This is a genomic window from Gordonia sp. PDNC005 (genome assembly GCF_016919385.1).
Lineage (GTDB): Bacteria > Actinomycetota > Actinomycetes > Mycobacteriales > Mycobacteriaceae > Gordonia.
In genome coordinates this window covers 384,306-399,776 of record NZ_CP070351.1, presented here as the reverse complement: position 1 = coordinate 399,776, position 15,471 = coordinate 384,306, and the positions used below count along the sequence as shown (strand labels likewise).

The following is a 15,471-nucleotide window of genomic DNA, read 5'->3' as shown; positions in this document are numbered from 1 at the left end:
CACAGGCCGTGCGTGCCTCCCTGAGGCATCGGACGGGCTGTGAGGTACCTGTAGCGCTAGTCAGCCGAGCGGTGCTTGGCGCGGCGGGCTTGGTATTGCGGTTCCACACGATCGCGAGCGATCGCCTCTTCCGACTGCGAGCCGGCGGTCCCGTCATCCGGGTGTTTGCCGGTGCCCGCTTCGACCCAGCGGTCACCGTTCGACGGCGCCTTGTCCAGGAAGTGCGGCTGCACGGGCTCGCCCGCGTACGCGTCGTGAGTGACGGTCCGGGTCGACGTGTCGTCCTCGACGACTCGCTCGACCTCCTTCTCGACCATCCTGCGGACGATGACAGGCTTCTCGACGACCACCTCGACGATCTTCTCGATCGGCTTCTCGATGATCCGCTCCACCTCGCGATAGACGGGCCTCTCGACGACCCTCTCCACAACGTGTTCGACAGGCTTCTCGATGATCCGCTCGGAGACGACGTTGACCTGTTTCTCGATGACCTTCTCGACGAGCACCGGCGTCTGCACGTGCTTCTCGAACTCGCGGTGCACCGGGGTGTCGATCACCTTCTCGACGATCTCAGGCCGCTCGACGATCTTCTCGACGATGTGCTCGACCGGCTTGTCGACGATCTGTTCCACAACGTTGGGCTTCTCGACGATGCGCTCGACGACGTGATCGACCGACTTCTCGACGATCTTTTCGATGACGTTGGGCTTCTCGACGACCTTCTCGACGGTCCTCTCGACGGGACGCTCTACTACTTCCTCGGTTATCTCGGGGACTTCGAGGATCTTCTCGATGACGTGGTCGACGGGTCGAGAGACGATCTGTTCGACGATGTTGGGGACTTCGACGATCTTCTCGACCGTGTGGTCGACGGGTTTCTCGACGACCTTCTCGATGACGTTCGGCTTCTCGACGATCCGCTCGACCACATGGTCGACAGGCTTTTCGACGACCTTCTCCACCACGTTCGGAACCTCGACGACACGCTCGACGACGTGGTCGACGGGCTTTTCGACGACCTTCTCGATGACGTTCGGCTTCTCGACGATCCGCTCGACCACATGGTCGACAGGCTTTTCGACGACCTTCTCCACCACGTTCGGAACCTCGACGACACGCTCGACCTCACGGTCGACGGGTTTCTCGACGACCTTCTCGACCACGTTGGGCATCTCGACAACACGCTCGACGACTCGCTCGACGGTGGTCTCGATGATCTCCTCGATCACCTCTGGCTTCTCGACGACTCGCTCGAGGACGTGCTCAACGGGCTTCTCGATCACCTTCTCCACGATGTCGGGCTTCTCGACGATGCGCTCGACGATCCTCTCGACGGGCTTCTCGATCACCTTCTCCACCACGTTCGGCTTCTCGACGATGCGTTCGATGACGTGATCGACGGTCTTCTCGATCGGCTTGTCGACGAGTCGTTCGACGACCACCTCGCGGGGCACTTCGACGACCTTGATGACGGGTCGTTCGACGACCACCTCGATGATCTTCTCAACGGGCTTCTCGACCGTCTTGTAGATCACCTCTTCGACGGGGACCTCGATCTCTTTCTCGACCGTCGTGTACACGTTCTTCTCGACGGGGACTTCGATGATGTGTTCGACGATCTTCTCGACCGGCTTCTCGACGGTGATCTCGATGATCTTCTCGACAGGCTTCTCGATGACCTTTTCGACGATCGACTCGACCGGTACTTCGACGATCTTGTCGACGAGCGTGACGATGGGCTTCTCGACCATGCGCTCGACGGTGATCGGCTTCTCGACGACTGTGTCGGTGATGTCGACGATCAACTTCTCGATCACGCGCTGGACCTCGGCTGGCCGCTCGATCACTTCGTCGACGACAGTGACGATGAGGCGTTCCACGAGCCGCTGGATCTCAACGGGCTTGTCGGCGATCTGGTCGAGGACGGTGACGATCGGCTTCTCGACGAGACGCGAGATCTCGACTTCGGTCTCTTTGATCTCGTCGACGACGGTGACGATGGGACGTTCGATGAGACGCGGCAGTTCCACAGCGACGTCTTCGATCTCGTCCACCACCGTGATGACGGGCTTCTCGACGATGCGCGTCAGCTCGACCGGGGTGTCGACGATCTCGTCGACGACTGTGACAATCGGCTTCTCCACCAGTCGCGCCACTTCGACGGGCTTGTCGACGATCTCGTCGTACACGGTGACGATCGGCTTCTCGACAAGGCGCGGGAGTTCAACAGGTTTGTCGACGATCTCGTCCGTGATGGTGACGGCCGGCTGCTCGATGACGCGCGGCACGTCGACGGGCTTCTCCACCACGTTGTCGACGACGGTGACAATCGGGTGTTCAACGAGTCGTGCGACGTCGACGGGCTTGTCGACGACGTCATCGACGATCGTCACAACGGGCTGCTCGACAAGTCGCTGGACGTTCACCGGCTTGTCGGTCAGTTCGTCTTCGACCGTGACGATGGGACGTTCGACGATCCGCTTGAGCGTCACTGGCTTGTCGGTCACTTCGTCGACGACGGTGACGACCGGCTTCTCGACGAGGCGGGAGACGGTGGCAGGCTTGTCGATGACGGTGTCGACGGTGTCGATCACCAGGCGTTCGACGATGCGCTCGAGGGTGATCGGCTTGTCGATCACTGTTTCGACGGGGTTCTCGACGAGCCGCTCGACCGTGTATTCGCGGTCGACGACGTTGTCGACGATGGTCAACTCAGGATTTGTGGGGTCCTGGTCGGCGCCTTCGGTCATCATCTCTCCTCGACACGGGTATTCGACTGTGTCCACACTTCCACAGCCTGACTCGATGTTCACCGCGGCATGCGGCTTTGAGTCCAAAACAACATTGAGCGAACGGTTTACGGGCTCCACGAGCGTCGGTTCACGCTACGCAGAAACCGGCCTTACTACTCAGAATCTCCCAACAGTTATGTACCTTGAGGTACATAACTGTTATCCTGAGCCACATGGGACGCCCCAAGAAGTTCGACCCGGACGCTGCAACGGACGCCGCTGTGGACGTCTTCTGGTCACGCGGATACGCCGACGCCACGCCCGCGGCACTCGAAGCGGGCATGGGGATCGCACGCAGTAGCCTCTACAACACTTTCGGCAGCAAGTCAGACCTGTATCTCAGGGCCCTGGAACGATACATCCGCGACGAGTCTTCACAGGTCATCGAGCTCCTTGATCAGCCTGGCGACGTGCTGCCCAAGCTTCGCGCGGCGATCGAACGCGTCGTTGACCTGTCGCTGCTCGATGCCGAACGGCGAGGCTGCATGGTGACGAATGCGGCGATCGAACGCGCACGGGACGACGAACAGGTGCGCACGCTACTAGCCCAGGTGGTCGACGACCAGGTCGCGGCGTTCAGCCGAGCTATCGCGCACGGACAAGTCACCGGAGAGATCAACCCCGCTGTCGACAGCACATCGATGGGCAACCTCCTCGTCGCGACAGTCAACGGGATCCGGGTGCTCGCACGTGTCGACCCGTCGCCGACGCGACTCGCCGCCCTGGCCGACGCAGCGTTGCTCGGACTCTGACCACAGCACAGCAATCACCTAGGAGCGACCATGGATCTCGAACTGACCGGCAAAACTGCGGTGGTGACCGGTGCCAGCAAGGGCATCGGACTTGAGACTGCCCGGCTGCTCGCCCGCGAGGGCGCCACGGTGCACGGCATCGCGCGGACCCTGCCTGCTCCGATTGCTGGAGTCTCTTTCCTGCCCCGAGATCTCACCGACGAGACGGCGGCCGCCGACCTCGCCGAAATGATCGGTCCGGTCGACATCCTGGTCAACAACCTAGGCGCGGTACTACCCCGAAGTATGGATGCGGGGGGATTTCTCGCGCTCGACGTCGCCGCCTGGCGCGAGACGTTTGAGTTGAATCTTTTCGCCACAGTGCGAGTCACCCAGGCGTTTCTGCCGTCGCTGCTGTCGCGCCGCGGTGTGGTCGTCAACGTCTCGTCGATCGGCGCCCGTGCCGCGTACCAGCCGGTCGACTACGGCGCAGCCAAGGCCGCACTGACGAACATGAGCAAGGCGCTGTCGGAGGAGTTCGGCGATAAGGGACTCAGATCCGTCACCGTCACCCCCGGACCGACGCGGACCGCGAATTGGGGCGACCCGAGCGGCTACGCCGGGCACCTCGCAGACCAAGCCGGAGTGTCTCTGGACGAGTTCGTCCGAGCCGTGCCCGAGGCGATGTCGATCGCTTCGGGACGGTTGAGCGAGCCGGAGGAGACCGCCGCCCTCATCGCCTTCTTGGCATCACCGCGCGCGTCAAACCTCACCGGCGCCGACTTCATCGCCGACGGAGGCACCCTCAAAGCCGTGTGAGACAGGTCGATCAGTCTCCTTCAACACCGTCCCGGTTCGGTAGAGCTCGATCAGCAGTGGTCTCAGCAACCTCCCACGAGCGCTGATTCGGTAGTGGACACGTGTCGGATAGCCGCCGGTCGCCTCCCGGTTCACGTAGCCGTCCGTGGTGAGTCTTGCGAGCCGCTCAGCGAGGACCTTGTCGCTCAACTCCGGAAGCCCGTCAGCCAACGCCGAGTACGACACGGGGCCGTCTGCGACTGCAAGGTCACGCAGGATCAGGGTCGTCCATCGTCCACCGATAGCGGCCAGCGCCACTTCAACCGGGCATTGCCCACTGGGGCGAACTGTGCGTCCGTCCGCGGTGGGGACCAGCTCCGGGTCCCACTCAACCGCCCTTACCGTTTGGTGAGCCACAGCGCTCCCTGATTCGCTCAGTTGATGGATACGAATAGTCTGCCACCGTCGGCCACCCCCGAGTTGGCCATCACTCCCGACGACCACCCAGCCGCATTCGCCCGTGCCTTCGCGGCCTCTATCGAGTCAGGAAACCCTGCCATCGTCGAGAGCGTCTACGAAGAGTCCGCGGTGCTGGTCACCGACGAGGGAAGACTCGCCGTCGGTGCAGACCGCCAGGCCGCCCTCACCGAACATCTCTCCCTGGGAATTCCGATATCCGTCAATCCCCGAAATGTCATCCAGTCCGGCGACACTGCGTTGCTCATCGTCGACTGGGCGATCGTCGGGCGCTCACAGTCCGGACAGTCGATCGACCTCCGCGGCACGGCTACCGACGTGGCTCGGAGAGGTGCCGACGGCTATTGGCGATACGTGATCGACAACCCGTTCGGGATCACCCTGCGCGGCTGACCCGCAACTGCATGAATAGCACCCGAGATACGAGAAGAACCACCCGTTACCGGGTGGTTCTTCTTGTGGCCAGAGTCGGGATCGAACCGACGACCTTCCGCTTTTCAGGCGGACGCTCGTACCAACTGAGCTACCTGGCCAGACGGCGTCGGCTAAAACCGAAACCTAGCGACCCTGACGGGACTCGAACCCGCGACCTCCGCCGTGACAGGGCGGCGCGCTAACCAACTGCGCCACAGGGCCATATTCTTTTGTATCTTTTGTGCGTTTCGATCCTAGCCGATCCGCTCCTGATCACCGAATCGGTGTTTCAGGCGCTTCTCGGTGAGAACCGATCTGCGTACCCCCTACGGGATTCGAACCCGCGCTACCGCCTTGAAAGGGCGGCGTCCTAGGCCGCTAGACGAAGGGGGCCGGTGCTTGTTCCCGCTGGGAGCGAGGATTACTTTATGGCACGCGCTCAGAGAAACACAAATCCGCAGGCCAGCGGTCGTTTCAGCAGCGCTCACCCGAGATTGACGCCGATTCGCCCGAGCACGTCGGCAACGATGTCGGCGTCGGCGCCCATCAGTGACCTCAGTGTCGAGTCGAGTGCGCGCACCTCATCGCTCATCTCGGCGTGACGCTCCCTCCCGAGTTCACTGATTCGCACTTCGACTTTGCGGCGGTCGGTTGCACTGGGGGCTCGGTAGACCAGCGACGCGGTGACGAGCTTGTCGACCGCACGAGTCAACGACGCCCCGGAGGCGAGTGTGCGCCGAGAAAGCGTCGACATCGACAGTCCGTCCGCGTTGCCGAGCGCGTCGAGGATGAGCCATTCGTCGACGGTGAGTTCGCGATTGGTACCGATCGCGGCCAGGCTCGCCGCGGTCGCGTGTGCTCCCAACAGCAGATTCTTCACGAGATCCGTGGACGACTCCAAGCCGGTGGCGGCCACCGCAGGTCCTGCTGCGTCGCTCATCTGGCACCTCGTACTCCCGGCCGGAGATTCGTTGATCCGACGTCTTGCAGGCAGTTACCCTACAGATTAGTGCAGTCGCTGTGAAACACCCCAAAGTACGCGCGGGCTGTGAGGTCCGTCGTCGCGGAGGAGGCCCGATGCCGCGGGTGCAACCTGCCGCTCAGTCGTTTCGGATAGGAGTTGTGATCCCGCTGCAGGGGCCCGGCGGCATCTTCGGTCCGTCGTGCATCTCCGTGTGCGAAATGGCGAAGGACGAGATCAACCGGGATGACGGCGTAGCCGGCCGGCAAGCCGAACTGGTGTACATCGACGGCGGACAGAGCCCGCAGCGCGTCGCCGAGGAGGTAGCACGCCTCATCGAGGACGATCTGATCGACGCCGTGACCGGGTGGCACATCTCATCGATCCGACGCCTTCTCGCGCCGATCGTCAGTGGACGCGTCCCGTACGTCTACACGTCGCTGTTCGAGGGCGGCGAGCACGCGCCGGGCGTCTACTGCAGCGGCGAGACCCCGGAACAGCAGGTGTTCCCGGCCATGCAGTGGCTGCGCCGAAACCTCGGGATCCGACGGTGGCATGTGGTCGGCGCGCGGTACGTCTGGCCGGTCCGGTCGATGGAGAAGACGATCCAGTCGGCATCGACGATGGACGTCGAAATCGTCGGCAGCACCTTTGTTGACATGGGGTCGGGCGCAGACCCGCTCTTGCCACTCGACGTGGCCGTGAGCGGGTGCGACGGTGTCCTGATGCTGCTCGTCGGCCAGGACGCGGTGGCGTTCAACCGTTCATTCGCCGACGCCGGGCTGCATCGCCGAATCACTCGGTACAGCCCCCTGATGGATGAGAACATGTTGTTGGCCAGTGGTGCCGAAGCGACCGAGAACCTGTACTGCTCGGCCTCATATTTCAACAGTCTGACCAGTGCCGACGCATTGGATTTCTTGAGCCGCTACGTGTCAGCCGGAGGACCGGCCGCACCGGCTCTGAACAATATGGCGCAGTCGTGTTACCAGGGAATTCAGACATTGGTTCGGCTCTCGCAGCGCGCTGACTCCCTCACCGTGGCCGCCTTCGACGACGTCATCGACGGTCTGGTGCTCGAAGGGCCGCGCGGCATCGTCCGGTACCACGGCAACCAGGCCGTGCAATCGGTGAATCTGGCCCGCGCCGACGCCTTCGATTTCGAAGTGATCCAGACGCTGTAGCGACGCTAGATCGCGAAGATCGGCGCGATCACCGCGAAGGGCATCAAGATGCAGCCGGCGAGGATGTAACGGCGCCACGGGACGTCGACGCCGCTACGACGCAGTTGGTCGTGCCAGAGCAGGGTCGCGAGTGATGCCCAGGGCGCAATGATCGGACCGACGTTGACGCCGATGAGGAGCGCTGCGGTCCCGGCATGCCCGTCCACGGCGGCTTCGAGGGCGAGGAACGCCGGGATGTTGTTGATGAGATTCGACAGCAGGGCACCCACACCGCCGACAAACAGCAGACCACCGGTCGACTCATCGCTTCCGCTGAGCATTCGGGCCAACCAGTCCGTCGCACCGAGAGAATGGAGTACGGCTGCTGCCGAGGAGAGCGCGACGACAAAGAACAATGAATGCCAGGGAATGGACGAGTGCGACACCCTTGGCACCCCGTCCCGCAGCGATACGACCACCAACACGAGCGCGCCGACGCTCGCCGTCAACCAGTACGGAATCGGAGACACCAACAGAGGGAGCATGCACCCCAACACGACGAGGCTGGTGCGGAGCCGCGGGTCTCGATCGCCGACCGCGACGTTGTCATGCTCCACCTCGGCTGCGTCCGGCTTTCGCGCCGACGAACGGTAGACGATCCACGATGCCAGCACGGCGGTCGCCGTCGCGACCAGTGCGGGGCGCCACATCACCGACAAGTAGTCGCCGGTGCCGACGAACTCCTCCCCCGACACCGCCAACAGGTTGGTGAGATTCGATACCGGGAGCAGCAGCGACGCGATATTGGCGATCCACACCACGGCGAGACCAATGGCGGCGATTCCAACTCCAGCCCGTCGAGCCAGGGCGACCGCCAGTGGAGTCACCATGATTGCCGTCGTGTCAAGGGACAGGAAGACTGTGCTGACCAGCGCGAGGACAACTACTCGCACCCAGGTCGCCGCGGGCGCGGACAGCCTCGGCAATGCGATGCGTCGCAGGCCCGCCGCGATCGCGTCGAATGCGCCGGCGTCGGCCGCGGTGTTGACCACGATCGACATCGCGGCGACGAACACGAGCACAGGCGTGAGTCGCTCGAGAAGACTGCGCGCTTCGTCGGGCGACACTGCGACCAGCACGCCTCCGGCGACAACCGACGCCCCGACAAGCCACCACCGACCCGATGCGGCGGTCACGCGTGCTGGACGACGCGCGCTGGTCGTGCGAGCGTGGCGAGATACCCGACCACTCCGAGGATCTGCACAGCTGCAATGACGGTCACGGACAGATCTTCCCACGTGCCACCGACCATCAACAGGCCGGGAATCGTGCCCGTGGTGACCGACTGAATCACCGCGACGACACCGGCGGCCCGACCGAATCGGGCGTCGTCGACGGTCGCGGCGAGGAAGAATGCCGTGAACAGCACAACCCACGAGACCCACAGCCACGCCAGCCGCGGGTCGCCGTCACCGAAACTCACCATGGCGAGCACGCACGAAACGATCGCCGCCCATCCGCAGAACCACCCGACACCGGAACCGTCGGCGTCGAGCAAAGAGTTCAACGCGACGATCAGGTAGGTGAAACCGAAGACACTGAAGCCGAGTGCCCCGAACAGCATCGCGCGCTCGTCGAGTGCTGCAGGCACGGCTCCGAGCAGCGCCGTGGTGACGATCAACGCCCCCACCAGGAGGTTCACTGGAATCGCGGCGCGTGGGGACATGCGTCCAAGGAAGACGAGGCCGTTGGCGAGCAGAACTGCGCCGACGAAGACAAGTGCGAGACTGGACATCGATGGACCCTTCGGTTCGGGCTGGGAGGTGGGCGGAGTGCGACTGTCGCCAGATCGACCGGCGACTCTCCAGGGTGACGACGACTGGCCCGCGAGCGAGGCGTGAGCGGCTCCTCGTTCGCGGGCCAGATCACCATCGGTCGATCAGGCGCCGATCGGCGCGCGTTGTCCTTGCATCGGATCCGACTCCTCGATGAAGCGACCCACCCGCAGGACGGTCGCCTCGTCGAACGCCTTGCCAACGATTTGAACACCCACGGGCAGCCCGTCGTTCAAGCCACCGGGAACTGTCATCGCAGGCAAACCGGTCAAGTTGCTCGGTCCGGTGAATCGGATGAAACTGTCGACGAGATCCACTGGGTCGCCGTTCAGATCGGCAACGGCCGAGCCGATGTCCGGGGCCATGACCGGCAGCGTCGGCGCGATGAGGACGTCCACGTCAGTGAGAGCGGCTGAGAACTCTCGTTTGATCTGCCGCCGAACCTGTTGCGCTTGGAGGTAGTCGACTGACGAGAAGAGTTCTCCCAGGTAGAACAAGAACCTGATGTCCGCGCCGAAGTCCTCCGGCCGAGCCTCGAGGTCTCGGTGATGGATCGCGGACGCCTCCGACAGACTGGTGGCGAGCTCGGTCCACTCCGAGTACTTCAGCGCTGGGATCGAGACCTTCTTCACCGTCGCTCCACGGCTGACGAGGTCGTCGATCCGGGCACGGACCACACGCTCCACGCTGGAGTCGACGCCACGGAAGTAGTAGTCCTCCTCCACACCGATGACGAGCCCCTTGGGGTCGCCACCCAGCGCAGCACGGTAGTCACCGACCGGGACGTCGACCGACGTCGGGTCACGACGGTCGAAGCCCGCGATGGCCTGGAGTACAACTGCCGCGTCCTCGACAGTCTTCGCCATCGGACCGATGTGGTCCAGTGACCAGGCGAGCGGGTAACAGCCGAACTTTGCGACCCGGCCGTGCGTCGGCTTGAGACCGACGAGTCCGCACGCCGACGACGGGATGCGGATCGAACCCGCGGTATCGGTGCCGAGGGTCGTGAACGACATGTCAGAGGCGACCGCCGCGCCTGAGCCGCCGCTCGACCCACCCGGAACCTTGTCGAGGTTCCATGGATTGTGGACCGGCCCGAAATGCGGACTGTTGTTGTCGATCCCCCATGCGTACTCATGCATGTTGAGTTTGCCGGTGAGCACGATGCCCGCGTCCCGAAGCTTGCTGACGACGGTGGCATCGTCATTGGACACAAAATCGCCGTGGATCTTCGACGCCATCGTCGTGACTTCGCCAGCGACATACAGGTTGTCCTTGAGACCCATCGGAACGCCATGCAGCGGTCCGCGATAGTCACCCGAGACGATCTCCGTCTCCGCCTTCTTCGCCTCGGCCATCGCCTCGTCGTCCCGAAAGCTGACGTAGGCGTTCACCGTCTCGTTGAGCCCGTGGGCATGGTCGAGAAGGCGTCGCGTCACGTCGACGGGTGAGATCTCCTTGGTGCGGATCAAGTCACCGATCTCGGTGGCGGACTTCTTGAGCAGGTCATCAGCCAATGTGATCGCCTCCAGGGATGTTGCGGAGCGAGATGTCCGCATCGTCGATGGCGATGATGTCCAGATCGCCCTTGAGCGCGACTATTTCGGACCACTTGCTTTCGATCTTCTTCAGCTCGTCAACCGTCGGGGCGACACCCCTGGCAGCCAGAGCGTCCTTGATGGACAGCGTCATCTGTTCTCCATTCGATCCGGGCCGGTCGGCGGGCCGCACCAGGCTCATTACGATCATCTGAATTTGTTCCATATGGAACATTTGCAAATGTAGGAGATTGTCGACGACGCCGTGGGCGAATGGCATAAATCACTGCGTCGACAGACTTCCAGCAGGTCAGCAAGCCTCGATGGGAACCGCAGCGGACCGTGCAACCCACGCCGCAGCGCCCACGACGGAAGACAGTCAAAGAATGAGGCCGGGCCGGGGAGAGATCCCCGGCCCGGCCTCGTGCTGTGCGGTGCCCCCAGTAGGGCTCGAACCTACGACCTGCGGATTAAAAGTCCGTAGCTCTACCAACTGAGCTATAGGGGCGTGCAGCGAGTCCACCTTACAGGGCGCCCACACACCGACGCGCCGGAGCCTGGCGATGCGCATGCACACGAGGGCTTCAGCCGTCGACGCCCCGACCTCCCTCGATGGCCAGTCAGAGACTCAGCTCACATTCACGCACGGGAGTGACGCGCTCGCCGTAGACCGATCATTCTGCTGTGACTTAAGGTCACAGCAATCCACGGAGCAGAGGACAGCAGATGGCACACGGCCCAAGCCGCACGTTCACCCGACTCGGAGCATTCACCCATCGCCGCGCATGGATCGTCGTCGGATTCTGGGTGCTGCTCGCCGCAGTGCTCAACCTGTCGATCCCCCAGATCGAGACAACGGTGTCGAAGACGTCCGCCGACTTCCTGCCCCGGTCACTCCCCTCCAACCAGCATCTCGAGCAGATGGCGCGCGACTTCGGGTCACCCGAGTCGAACGCGGTCAGCAGCATCGTGATGGTCGACGAGGACGGGTTCTCCGAGGAGGACGAGCGGTACTACGGCCGGTTGGTCGACCATCTCCTGCACAGTGATGACGTCGCCTATCTCCTCGACTTCGCGGGGCATCCGATCACCCGCGAAGCCGCCGCGAGTCCCGACGGCAAGGCGATCACGCTGTTCGTCGCAGCCGAGGGGTCGGTCGGTTCGACACGCGCTCACCATGCGGCACAAGGCATCCGGCAGGTGATCGACGATGCCGAACCGCCGTCGACCCTGCAGGTCGACTACACCGGTCCGACTGCCGCTCTCGCCGACCTCTTCTCGGCGATCGACGTCTCGCTGCTCATCATCACCGGCGTCTCGATCGTGCTGATCACCCTGATCCTGTTCGCGGTCTACCGACGATTCGCGACCGCCGCCATCCCGCTGATCACGCTCGGTGTCGGTCTGGCCGTGACACGGCCGATCATCTCGTTTCTCGGCGGCCACAACCTGCTGTCGGTCTCGAACTTCACCATCGCGATCATGACCGCGCTTGTGCTCGGCGCCGTCACCGACTACGCGATCTTCACGCTCTCCGCGTATCACGAAGGGCGACGCTCGGGGCTGCCCGTCGGCGACGCCGTCGCGATGGCGAGCGGCCGGACCGGGCCGATCCTGGTGGCCTCCGCCCTGACCATCGCGGTCGCGTGCACGTCGATGATCTTCACAAAGATCGGCATGTTCAGCACAGCGGGGCCGCCGACGGCCATCGCCGTGATCGTCGGGCTGCTGATCGCCCTGACGCTGCCGCCTGCCCTGCTCTCACTCGCAGGACGACGTGGACTCGCCGAACCCGGCGCGGCGTCGGAGCGTCGATGGCAGCGACGAGGAACACGCATCGTCCGCCGTGCCGGCGTATACGCTGCGGCGTCATTGATCTTCCTGGTGTCGTGCTCGGCGATCCTGTTCACGCACCAGCGCAACTGGGACGAGTCGTCGATGTTCGTCTACGCCAACGACTCCACGCGCGGGTACGACGAGGTCTACAAGCATTTCGGGAACAATGCGATCGCGCCCGAATACCTGATCGTCCGTGCCGATCACGACCTTCGGAACACCTCAGATCTCGCGGCTCTCGAATTGGCCGCGGACGCCGTCGCACGCCTCGACGAAGTCGCCTCCGTCCGCTCGATCACGCGCCCAGACGGCAAACCGCTCACCGAGTCGGCTGCAGGCTACGTCCCCGGCCAGGTCGGATCGCAGCTGGGCGACGCTGCGAAACAACTCGGCGACGCACGCCCCGACCTCAGAAAACTCGCATCGGGGGTACAGCAACTCACCGACGGCGCAGATTCCGCGAACGCGCGTATGCCCGAACTCGTCGACGGCACCGATCAGGTCATCAGTATGGCCACCGGGGTCCTCGACGCCCTCGATTCCGCGGAACGGTTCGTCGCCGCGGCGACCGACTCGCGCACGGACCTGGCCGGCGCCACTACGGAACTCCGCGCCGGACTCGACGGCATCGGACCAGTCCTCGCCGATCTCCGGAGGACGGCAGTCGCAGTCCAGCCCTCGCTCGACCAGTTCGACGAACTGTTCGGCCCTCTGCTGCGATCCCGCAGCTCTGCAACGTGCTCGTCGGACCCGGCCTGTGCAGCGGCACGCGCGGCCTTCGATCGCTTGAACGCGGCGACGGGCGGTCGGGCGCGCACGACGCTCACAGCTCTTCGCAGCGCGGCAGGTGTGCCGGCCGAAGCGTCCGCTCGCGCGGGCCGGTCCGTCTACGCGTTGAAAGACCTGCTCGGACGGCTGCAGGGGCTGCTCGGGCAACTCGACGGTCGCTCCCCCGGCCAGGTTCGCTCCGACCTCGTCCGACTCCGGTCGGGCGTCGGCGAACTGTCCACCGGCATGGCGCAGCTCGCCGACGGACTCCACCAGGTGAACGAGGGCACCGCCAGGCTCACCTCGCTGACCGACAAGCTCCACGCCGGGCTGCGGACCGCCACGGACTATCTGACGGACATGAGTGCTGCGACGTCCGACGGCCCGGGCCGCGGCTTCTATCTCCCTCCGGAGGCCCTGACGAATCCCCGGTTCGTCGAGGGTGCAAAGCTGCTGATCTCACCGAACGGTCGAACGGCGCGAATGGTCGTCACGTGGTCGGTCAACCCGTACGGGCCAGAGGCCCTTGAGCGCAGCCGCGACGTCGCACCGACCGCGGCCGCCGCTCTCGCGGGTACCGGACTCTCGAACGCAGAGGTGACGAGCACCGGCCTCGCCTCGCTGTCAGCTGACATGGACGACCAGCTGACCCGCGACATGCTGGTGTTCGGTCTCGTGGCGATCCTCGCGGTCACGATCGTCCTCGCGGTCCTGCTGCGCAGCATCGTCGCACCGTTGATCCTGGTCGCGACGGTCGTCCTGTCGTTCGCCGCCGTACTCGGTGTGTCGACGCTAGTGTGGCAACACGTCATCGGCATCCCGCTGGACTGGTCTGTCGCCCCGATCTCGTTCATGGCGCTCATCGCCGTCGGCGCCGACTACAGCATGCTGTTCGCGTCACGGATCCGCGAGGAGTCGACGGGTCGAGGAATGATGCAGGGCATGATCCGCGGGTTCGGCAGCACCGGCGGCGTCATCACGACCGCGGGTGTGGTGTTCGCCCTGACGATGTTCGCGTTGATGAGCGGCACCACGTTGAATCTTGTGCAGATCGGTTTCACCGTCGGACTCGGACTGCTCCTGGATATCGTGATCGTCCGGTCCGTGCTGGTCCCGGCAACGATGGTGATCCTGGGTGACCGGATGTGGTGGCCGTCGGTCAGTTCGTCACGTGGGCGCGGCTGACGGCGTCGACGGCCTTGAGGAACTCGGGGATGAACAGTTCGGCACCGATCACGCAGCAGGCGTGTCCGCCGTCGACGTCGAACCGCTGCGCCCGTGGAATCCCGTCGACCAGGAGCTGCTGACGTTCGGGTTGGACGATCTTGTCGCGCGTCGAGACGACGACGGCGGTGGGTACGTCGATCTCGGAAAGCCATGGGCGCGCGTCGAACGCGGCCATGGCCGCGGAGAAGTCGCCCTGATGGCTCAGCGGCGTCGACACGACGTGGGCTAAAGCCCACAGCAGTGGGCTTCCCTGCCAGTTGTCGAGGCGGGCGTCCGACGGAGTGGGGAGGATCTTGTCCACCGGCCGGAGCCAGCGCCCGATGCGTCGTTCGGCTTCCAGCCGTCGCGGATCGATGCTGGAGAAGTACGGGCCCGTCGAGCAGAGGACCAGTCCGGAGACACGATCGGGGTGACGCTGCCACGTGAGCTGTGCGATGCCGCCTCCCATCGAGAATCCGGCCGCGATGAACCTGTCGACGCCCAGCTGATCGGCGACAGCGACGACGTCGTCGGCGCAGTCCGCGAGCGTAAAATCGGCCGATCGGATGCCACGCCCGTGCCATCGATGGTCGATCGTGACGACGCGATAATCCTGTGCCAGCTTCGGCACCACCGGGTACCAGCACAGCAGTCCGGTTGTGCTGACCGAGTGCAGCAGGAAGACCACCGGGGCGTCGACGGGCCCGGACTCGGTCACGTACGTGGTGCCGCGGCCGGGCAGGTCGATGCGACGGCCGGTGGGCAGGTCGGCGACCGGGTACGGCCGGAGTGCGTGCCCCACGCCGCGCCGGGCGGTGCCCACAGCGTCCGCGAGACGACGACGGATGCCCGCGACTGATGACTCGATCATGCGATCGAAAATACACGCGACGCCTTGGACGAATCTGTGAATCCGTATCAATCTCGGCCGTTTGTCTGACATACTGCGCGT

The 15,471-nt window shown here is 64.2% G+C and carries 13 protein-coding genes and 4 tRNA genes; 5 read left to right on the top strand and 12 right to left on the bottom strand.

The annotated features are described in order from the left end of the window. Positions 1 to 56: 56 nt before the first annotated feature. Positions 57 to 2,753, bottom strand: coding sequence for a hypothetical protein (locus tag JVX90_RS01980; protein WP_240194020.1), 2,697 nt, complete (start codon positions 2,751 to 2,753; stop codon positions 57 to 59). A 212-nt stretch (positions 2,754 to 2,965) separates the two neighbouring features. On the opposite strand from JVX90_RS01980, the gene JVX90_RS01975 reads away from it, so the two are divergent. Both JVX90_RS01975 and JVX90_RS01970 read left to right on the top strand, forming a co-directional pair. Beyond that, positions 2,966 to 3,544, top strand: a complete 579-nt coding sequence (locus JVX90_RS01975) for a TetR/AcrR family transcriptional regulator (RefSeq protein ID WP_205330798.1) — start codon at positions 2,966 to 2,968, stop codon at positions 3,542 to 3,544. Positions 3,545 to 3,574: 30 nt separating this feature from the next. Next, complete coding sequence (locus JVX90_RS01970) at positions 3,575 to 4,342, top strand: SDR family oxidoreductase (RefSeq protein ID WP_205330797.1); 768 nt, start codon at positions 3,575 to 3,577, stop codon at positions 4,340 to 4,342. Here JVX90_RS01970 and JVX90_RS01965 read toward each other — a convergent pair. Continuing rightward, the gene (locus tag JVX90_RS01965) at positions 4,286 to 4,639 is read right to left on the bottom strand and encodes a helix-turn-helix domain-containing protein (RefSeq protein WP_240194019.1); all 354 of its coding nucleotides are present in this window, start codon (positions 4,637 to 4,639) and stop codon (positions 4,286 to 4,288) included. The genes JVX90_RS01970 and JVX90_RS01965 overlap by 57 nt on opposite strands. A 123-nt stretch (positions 4,640 to 4,762) precedes the next feature. Between JVX90_RS01965 and JVX90_RS01960 the strand changes: the two genes are divergently transcribed. Next, positions 4,763 to 5,191, top strand: a complete 429-nt coding sequence (locus tag JVX90_RS01960; RefSeq protein WP_205330796.1) for a DUF4440 domain-containing protein — start codon at positions 4,763 to 4,765, stop codon at positions 5,189 to 5,191. A gap of 66 nt (positions 5,192 to 5,257) precedes the next feature. Here JVX90_RS01960 and JVX90_RS01955 read toward each other — a convergent pair. The 4 genes from JVX90_RS01955 to JVX90_RS01940 all read right to left on the bottom strand — a co-directional run bounded on the left by JVX90_RS01955 (position 5,258) and on the right by JVX90_RS01940 (position 6,152). Further along, positions 5,258 to 5,331, bottom strand: a tRNA-Phe gene (locus JVX90_RS01955). A gap of 29 nt (positions 5,332 to 5,360) precedes the next feature. Next, a tRNA-Asp gene (locus tag JVX90_RS01950) sits at positions 5,361 to 5,434 on the bottom strand. A 98-nt stretch (positions 5,435 to 5,532) separates the two neighbouring features. Further along, positions 5,533 to 5,605, bottom strand: a tRNA-Glu gene (locus JVX90_RS01945). A 91-nt stretch (positions 5,606 to 5,696) separates the two neighbouring features. Beyond that, a complete protein-coding gene (locus JVX90_RS01940) occupies positions 5,697 to 6,152 on the bottom strand; it encodes a MarR family transcriptional regulator (protein ID WP_205330795.1) in 456 nt (151 codons plus the stop codon). 137 nt (positions 6,153 to 6,289) lie between these two features. Here JVX90_RS01940 and JVX90_RS01935 point away from each other — a divergent pair, with 137 nt between their 5' ends. After that, entirely contained in the window at positions 6,290 to 7,357 is a 1,068-nt protein-coding gene (locus tag JVX90_RS01935) for a substrate-binding domain-containing protein (protein WP_205330794.1), read from the top strand. Positions 7,358 to 7,362: 5 nt separating this feature from the next. Here the strand turns inward: JVX90_RS01935 and JVX90_RS01930 are convergent, their stop codons facing one another. The 5 genes from JVX90_RS01930 to JVX90_RS01910 form a co-directional block, all read right to left on the bottom strand. Further along, positions 7,363 to 8,532, bottom strand: a complete 1,170-nt coding sequence (locus JVX90_RS01930; protein WP_205330793.1) for an SLC13 family permease — start codon at positions 8,530 to 8,532, stop codon at positions 7,363 to 7,365. Continuing rightward, positions 8,529 to 9,131: an AmiS/UreI family transporter gene (locus tag JVX90_RS01925; RefSeq protein ID WP_205330792.1), complete on the bottom strand. Its 603-nt coding sequence runs from the start codon at positions 9,129 to 9,131 to the stop codon at positions 8,529 to 8,531. The genes JVX90_RS01930 and JVX90_RS01925 overlap by 4 nt, the downstream gene beginning before the upstream one ends. A gap of 144 nt (positions 9,132 to 9,275) precedes the next feature. Then, a complete protein-coding gene (locus JVX90_RS01920; RefSeq protein WP_205330791.1) occupies positions 9,276 to 10,688 on the bottom strand; it encodes an amidase in 1,413 nt (470 codons plus the stop codon). Next, positions 10,681 to 10,989 (bottom strand): hypothetical protein, encoded by a 309-nt coding sequence (locus JVX90_RS20510; protein WP_240194018.1) that lies wholly within the window; start codon positions 10,987 to 10,989, stop codon positions 10,681 to 10,683. The genes JVX90_RS01920 and JVX90_RS20510 overlap by 8 nt, the downstream gene beginning before the upstream one ends. 155 nt (positions 10,990 to 11,144) lie before the next feature. Beyond that, positions 11,145 to 11,217: transfer RNA gene (locus tag JVX90_RS01910), tRNA-Lys, on the bottom strand. 218 nt (positions 11,218 to 11,435) lie between these two features. On the opposite strand from JVX90_RS01910, the gene JVX90_RS01905 reads away from it, so the two are divergent. Next, complete coding sequence (locus tag JVX90_RS01905) at positions 11,436 to 14,498, top strand: MMPL family transporter (RefSeq protein WP_205330790.1); 3,063 nt, start codon at positions 11,436 to 11,438, stop codon at positions 14,496 to 14,498. On the opposite strand, the gene JVX90_RS01900 is transcribed toward JVX90_RS01905, so the two are convergent. Beyond that, a complete protein-coding gene (locus tag JVX90_RS01900; RefSeq protein ID WP_205330789.1) occupies positions 14,473 to 15,390 on the bottom strand; it encodes an alpha/beta hydrolase in 918 nt (305 codons plus the stop codon). The genes JVX90_RS01905 and JVX90_RS01900 overlap by 26 nt on opposite strands. Positions 15,391 to 15,471 lie beyond the last annotated feature (81 nt).

Coding starts and splice junctions, on each gene's coding strand:
- JVX90_RS01940 (WP_205330795.1), bottom strand. CDS start 6,152: ATGAGCGACGCAGCAGGACCTGCGGTGGCCGCCACCGGCTTGGAGTCG.
- JVX90_RS01905 (WP_205330790.1), top strand. CDS start 11,436: ATGGCACACGGCCCAAGCCGCACGTTCACCCGACTCGGAGCATTCACC.
- JVX90_RS01980 (WP_240194020.1), bottom strand. CDS start 2,753: ATGATGACCGAAGGCGCCGACCAGGACCCCACAAATCCTGAGTTGACC.
- JVX90_RS01925 (WP_205330792.1), bottom strand. CDS start 9,131: ATGTCCAGTCTCGCACTTGTCTTCGTCGGCGCAGTTCTGCTCGCCAAC.
- JVX90_RS01900 (WP_205330789.1), bottom strand. CDS start 15,390: ATGATCGAGTCATCAGTCGCGGGCATCCGTCGTCGTCTCGCGGACGCT.
- JVX90_RS20510 (WP_240194018.1), bottom strand. CDS start 10,989: ATGCCATTCGCCCACGGCGTCGTCGACAATCTCCTACATTTGCAAATG.
- JVX90_RS01975 (WP_205330798.1), top strand. CDS start 2,966: ATGGGACGCCCCAAGAAGTTCGACCCGGACGCTGCAACGGACGCCGCT.
- JVX90_RS01970 (WP_205330797.1), top strand. CDS start 3,575: ATGGATCTCGAACTGACCGGCAAAACTGCGGTGGTGACCGGTGCCAGC.
- JVX90_RS01935 (WP_205330794.1), top strand. CDS start 6,290: ATGCCGCGGGTGCAACCTGCCGCTCAGTCGTTTCGGATAGGAGTTGTG.
- JVX90_RS01960 (WP_205330796.1), top strand. CDS start 4,763: ATGGATACGAATAGTCTGCCACCGTCGGCCACCCCCGAGTTGGCCATC.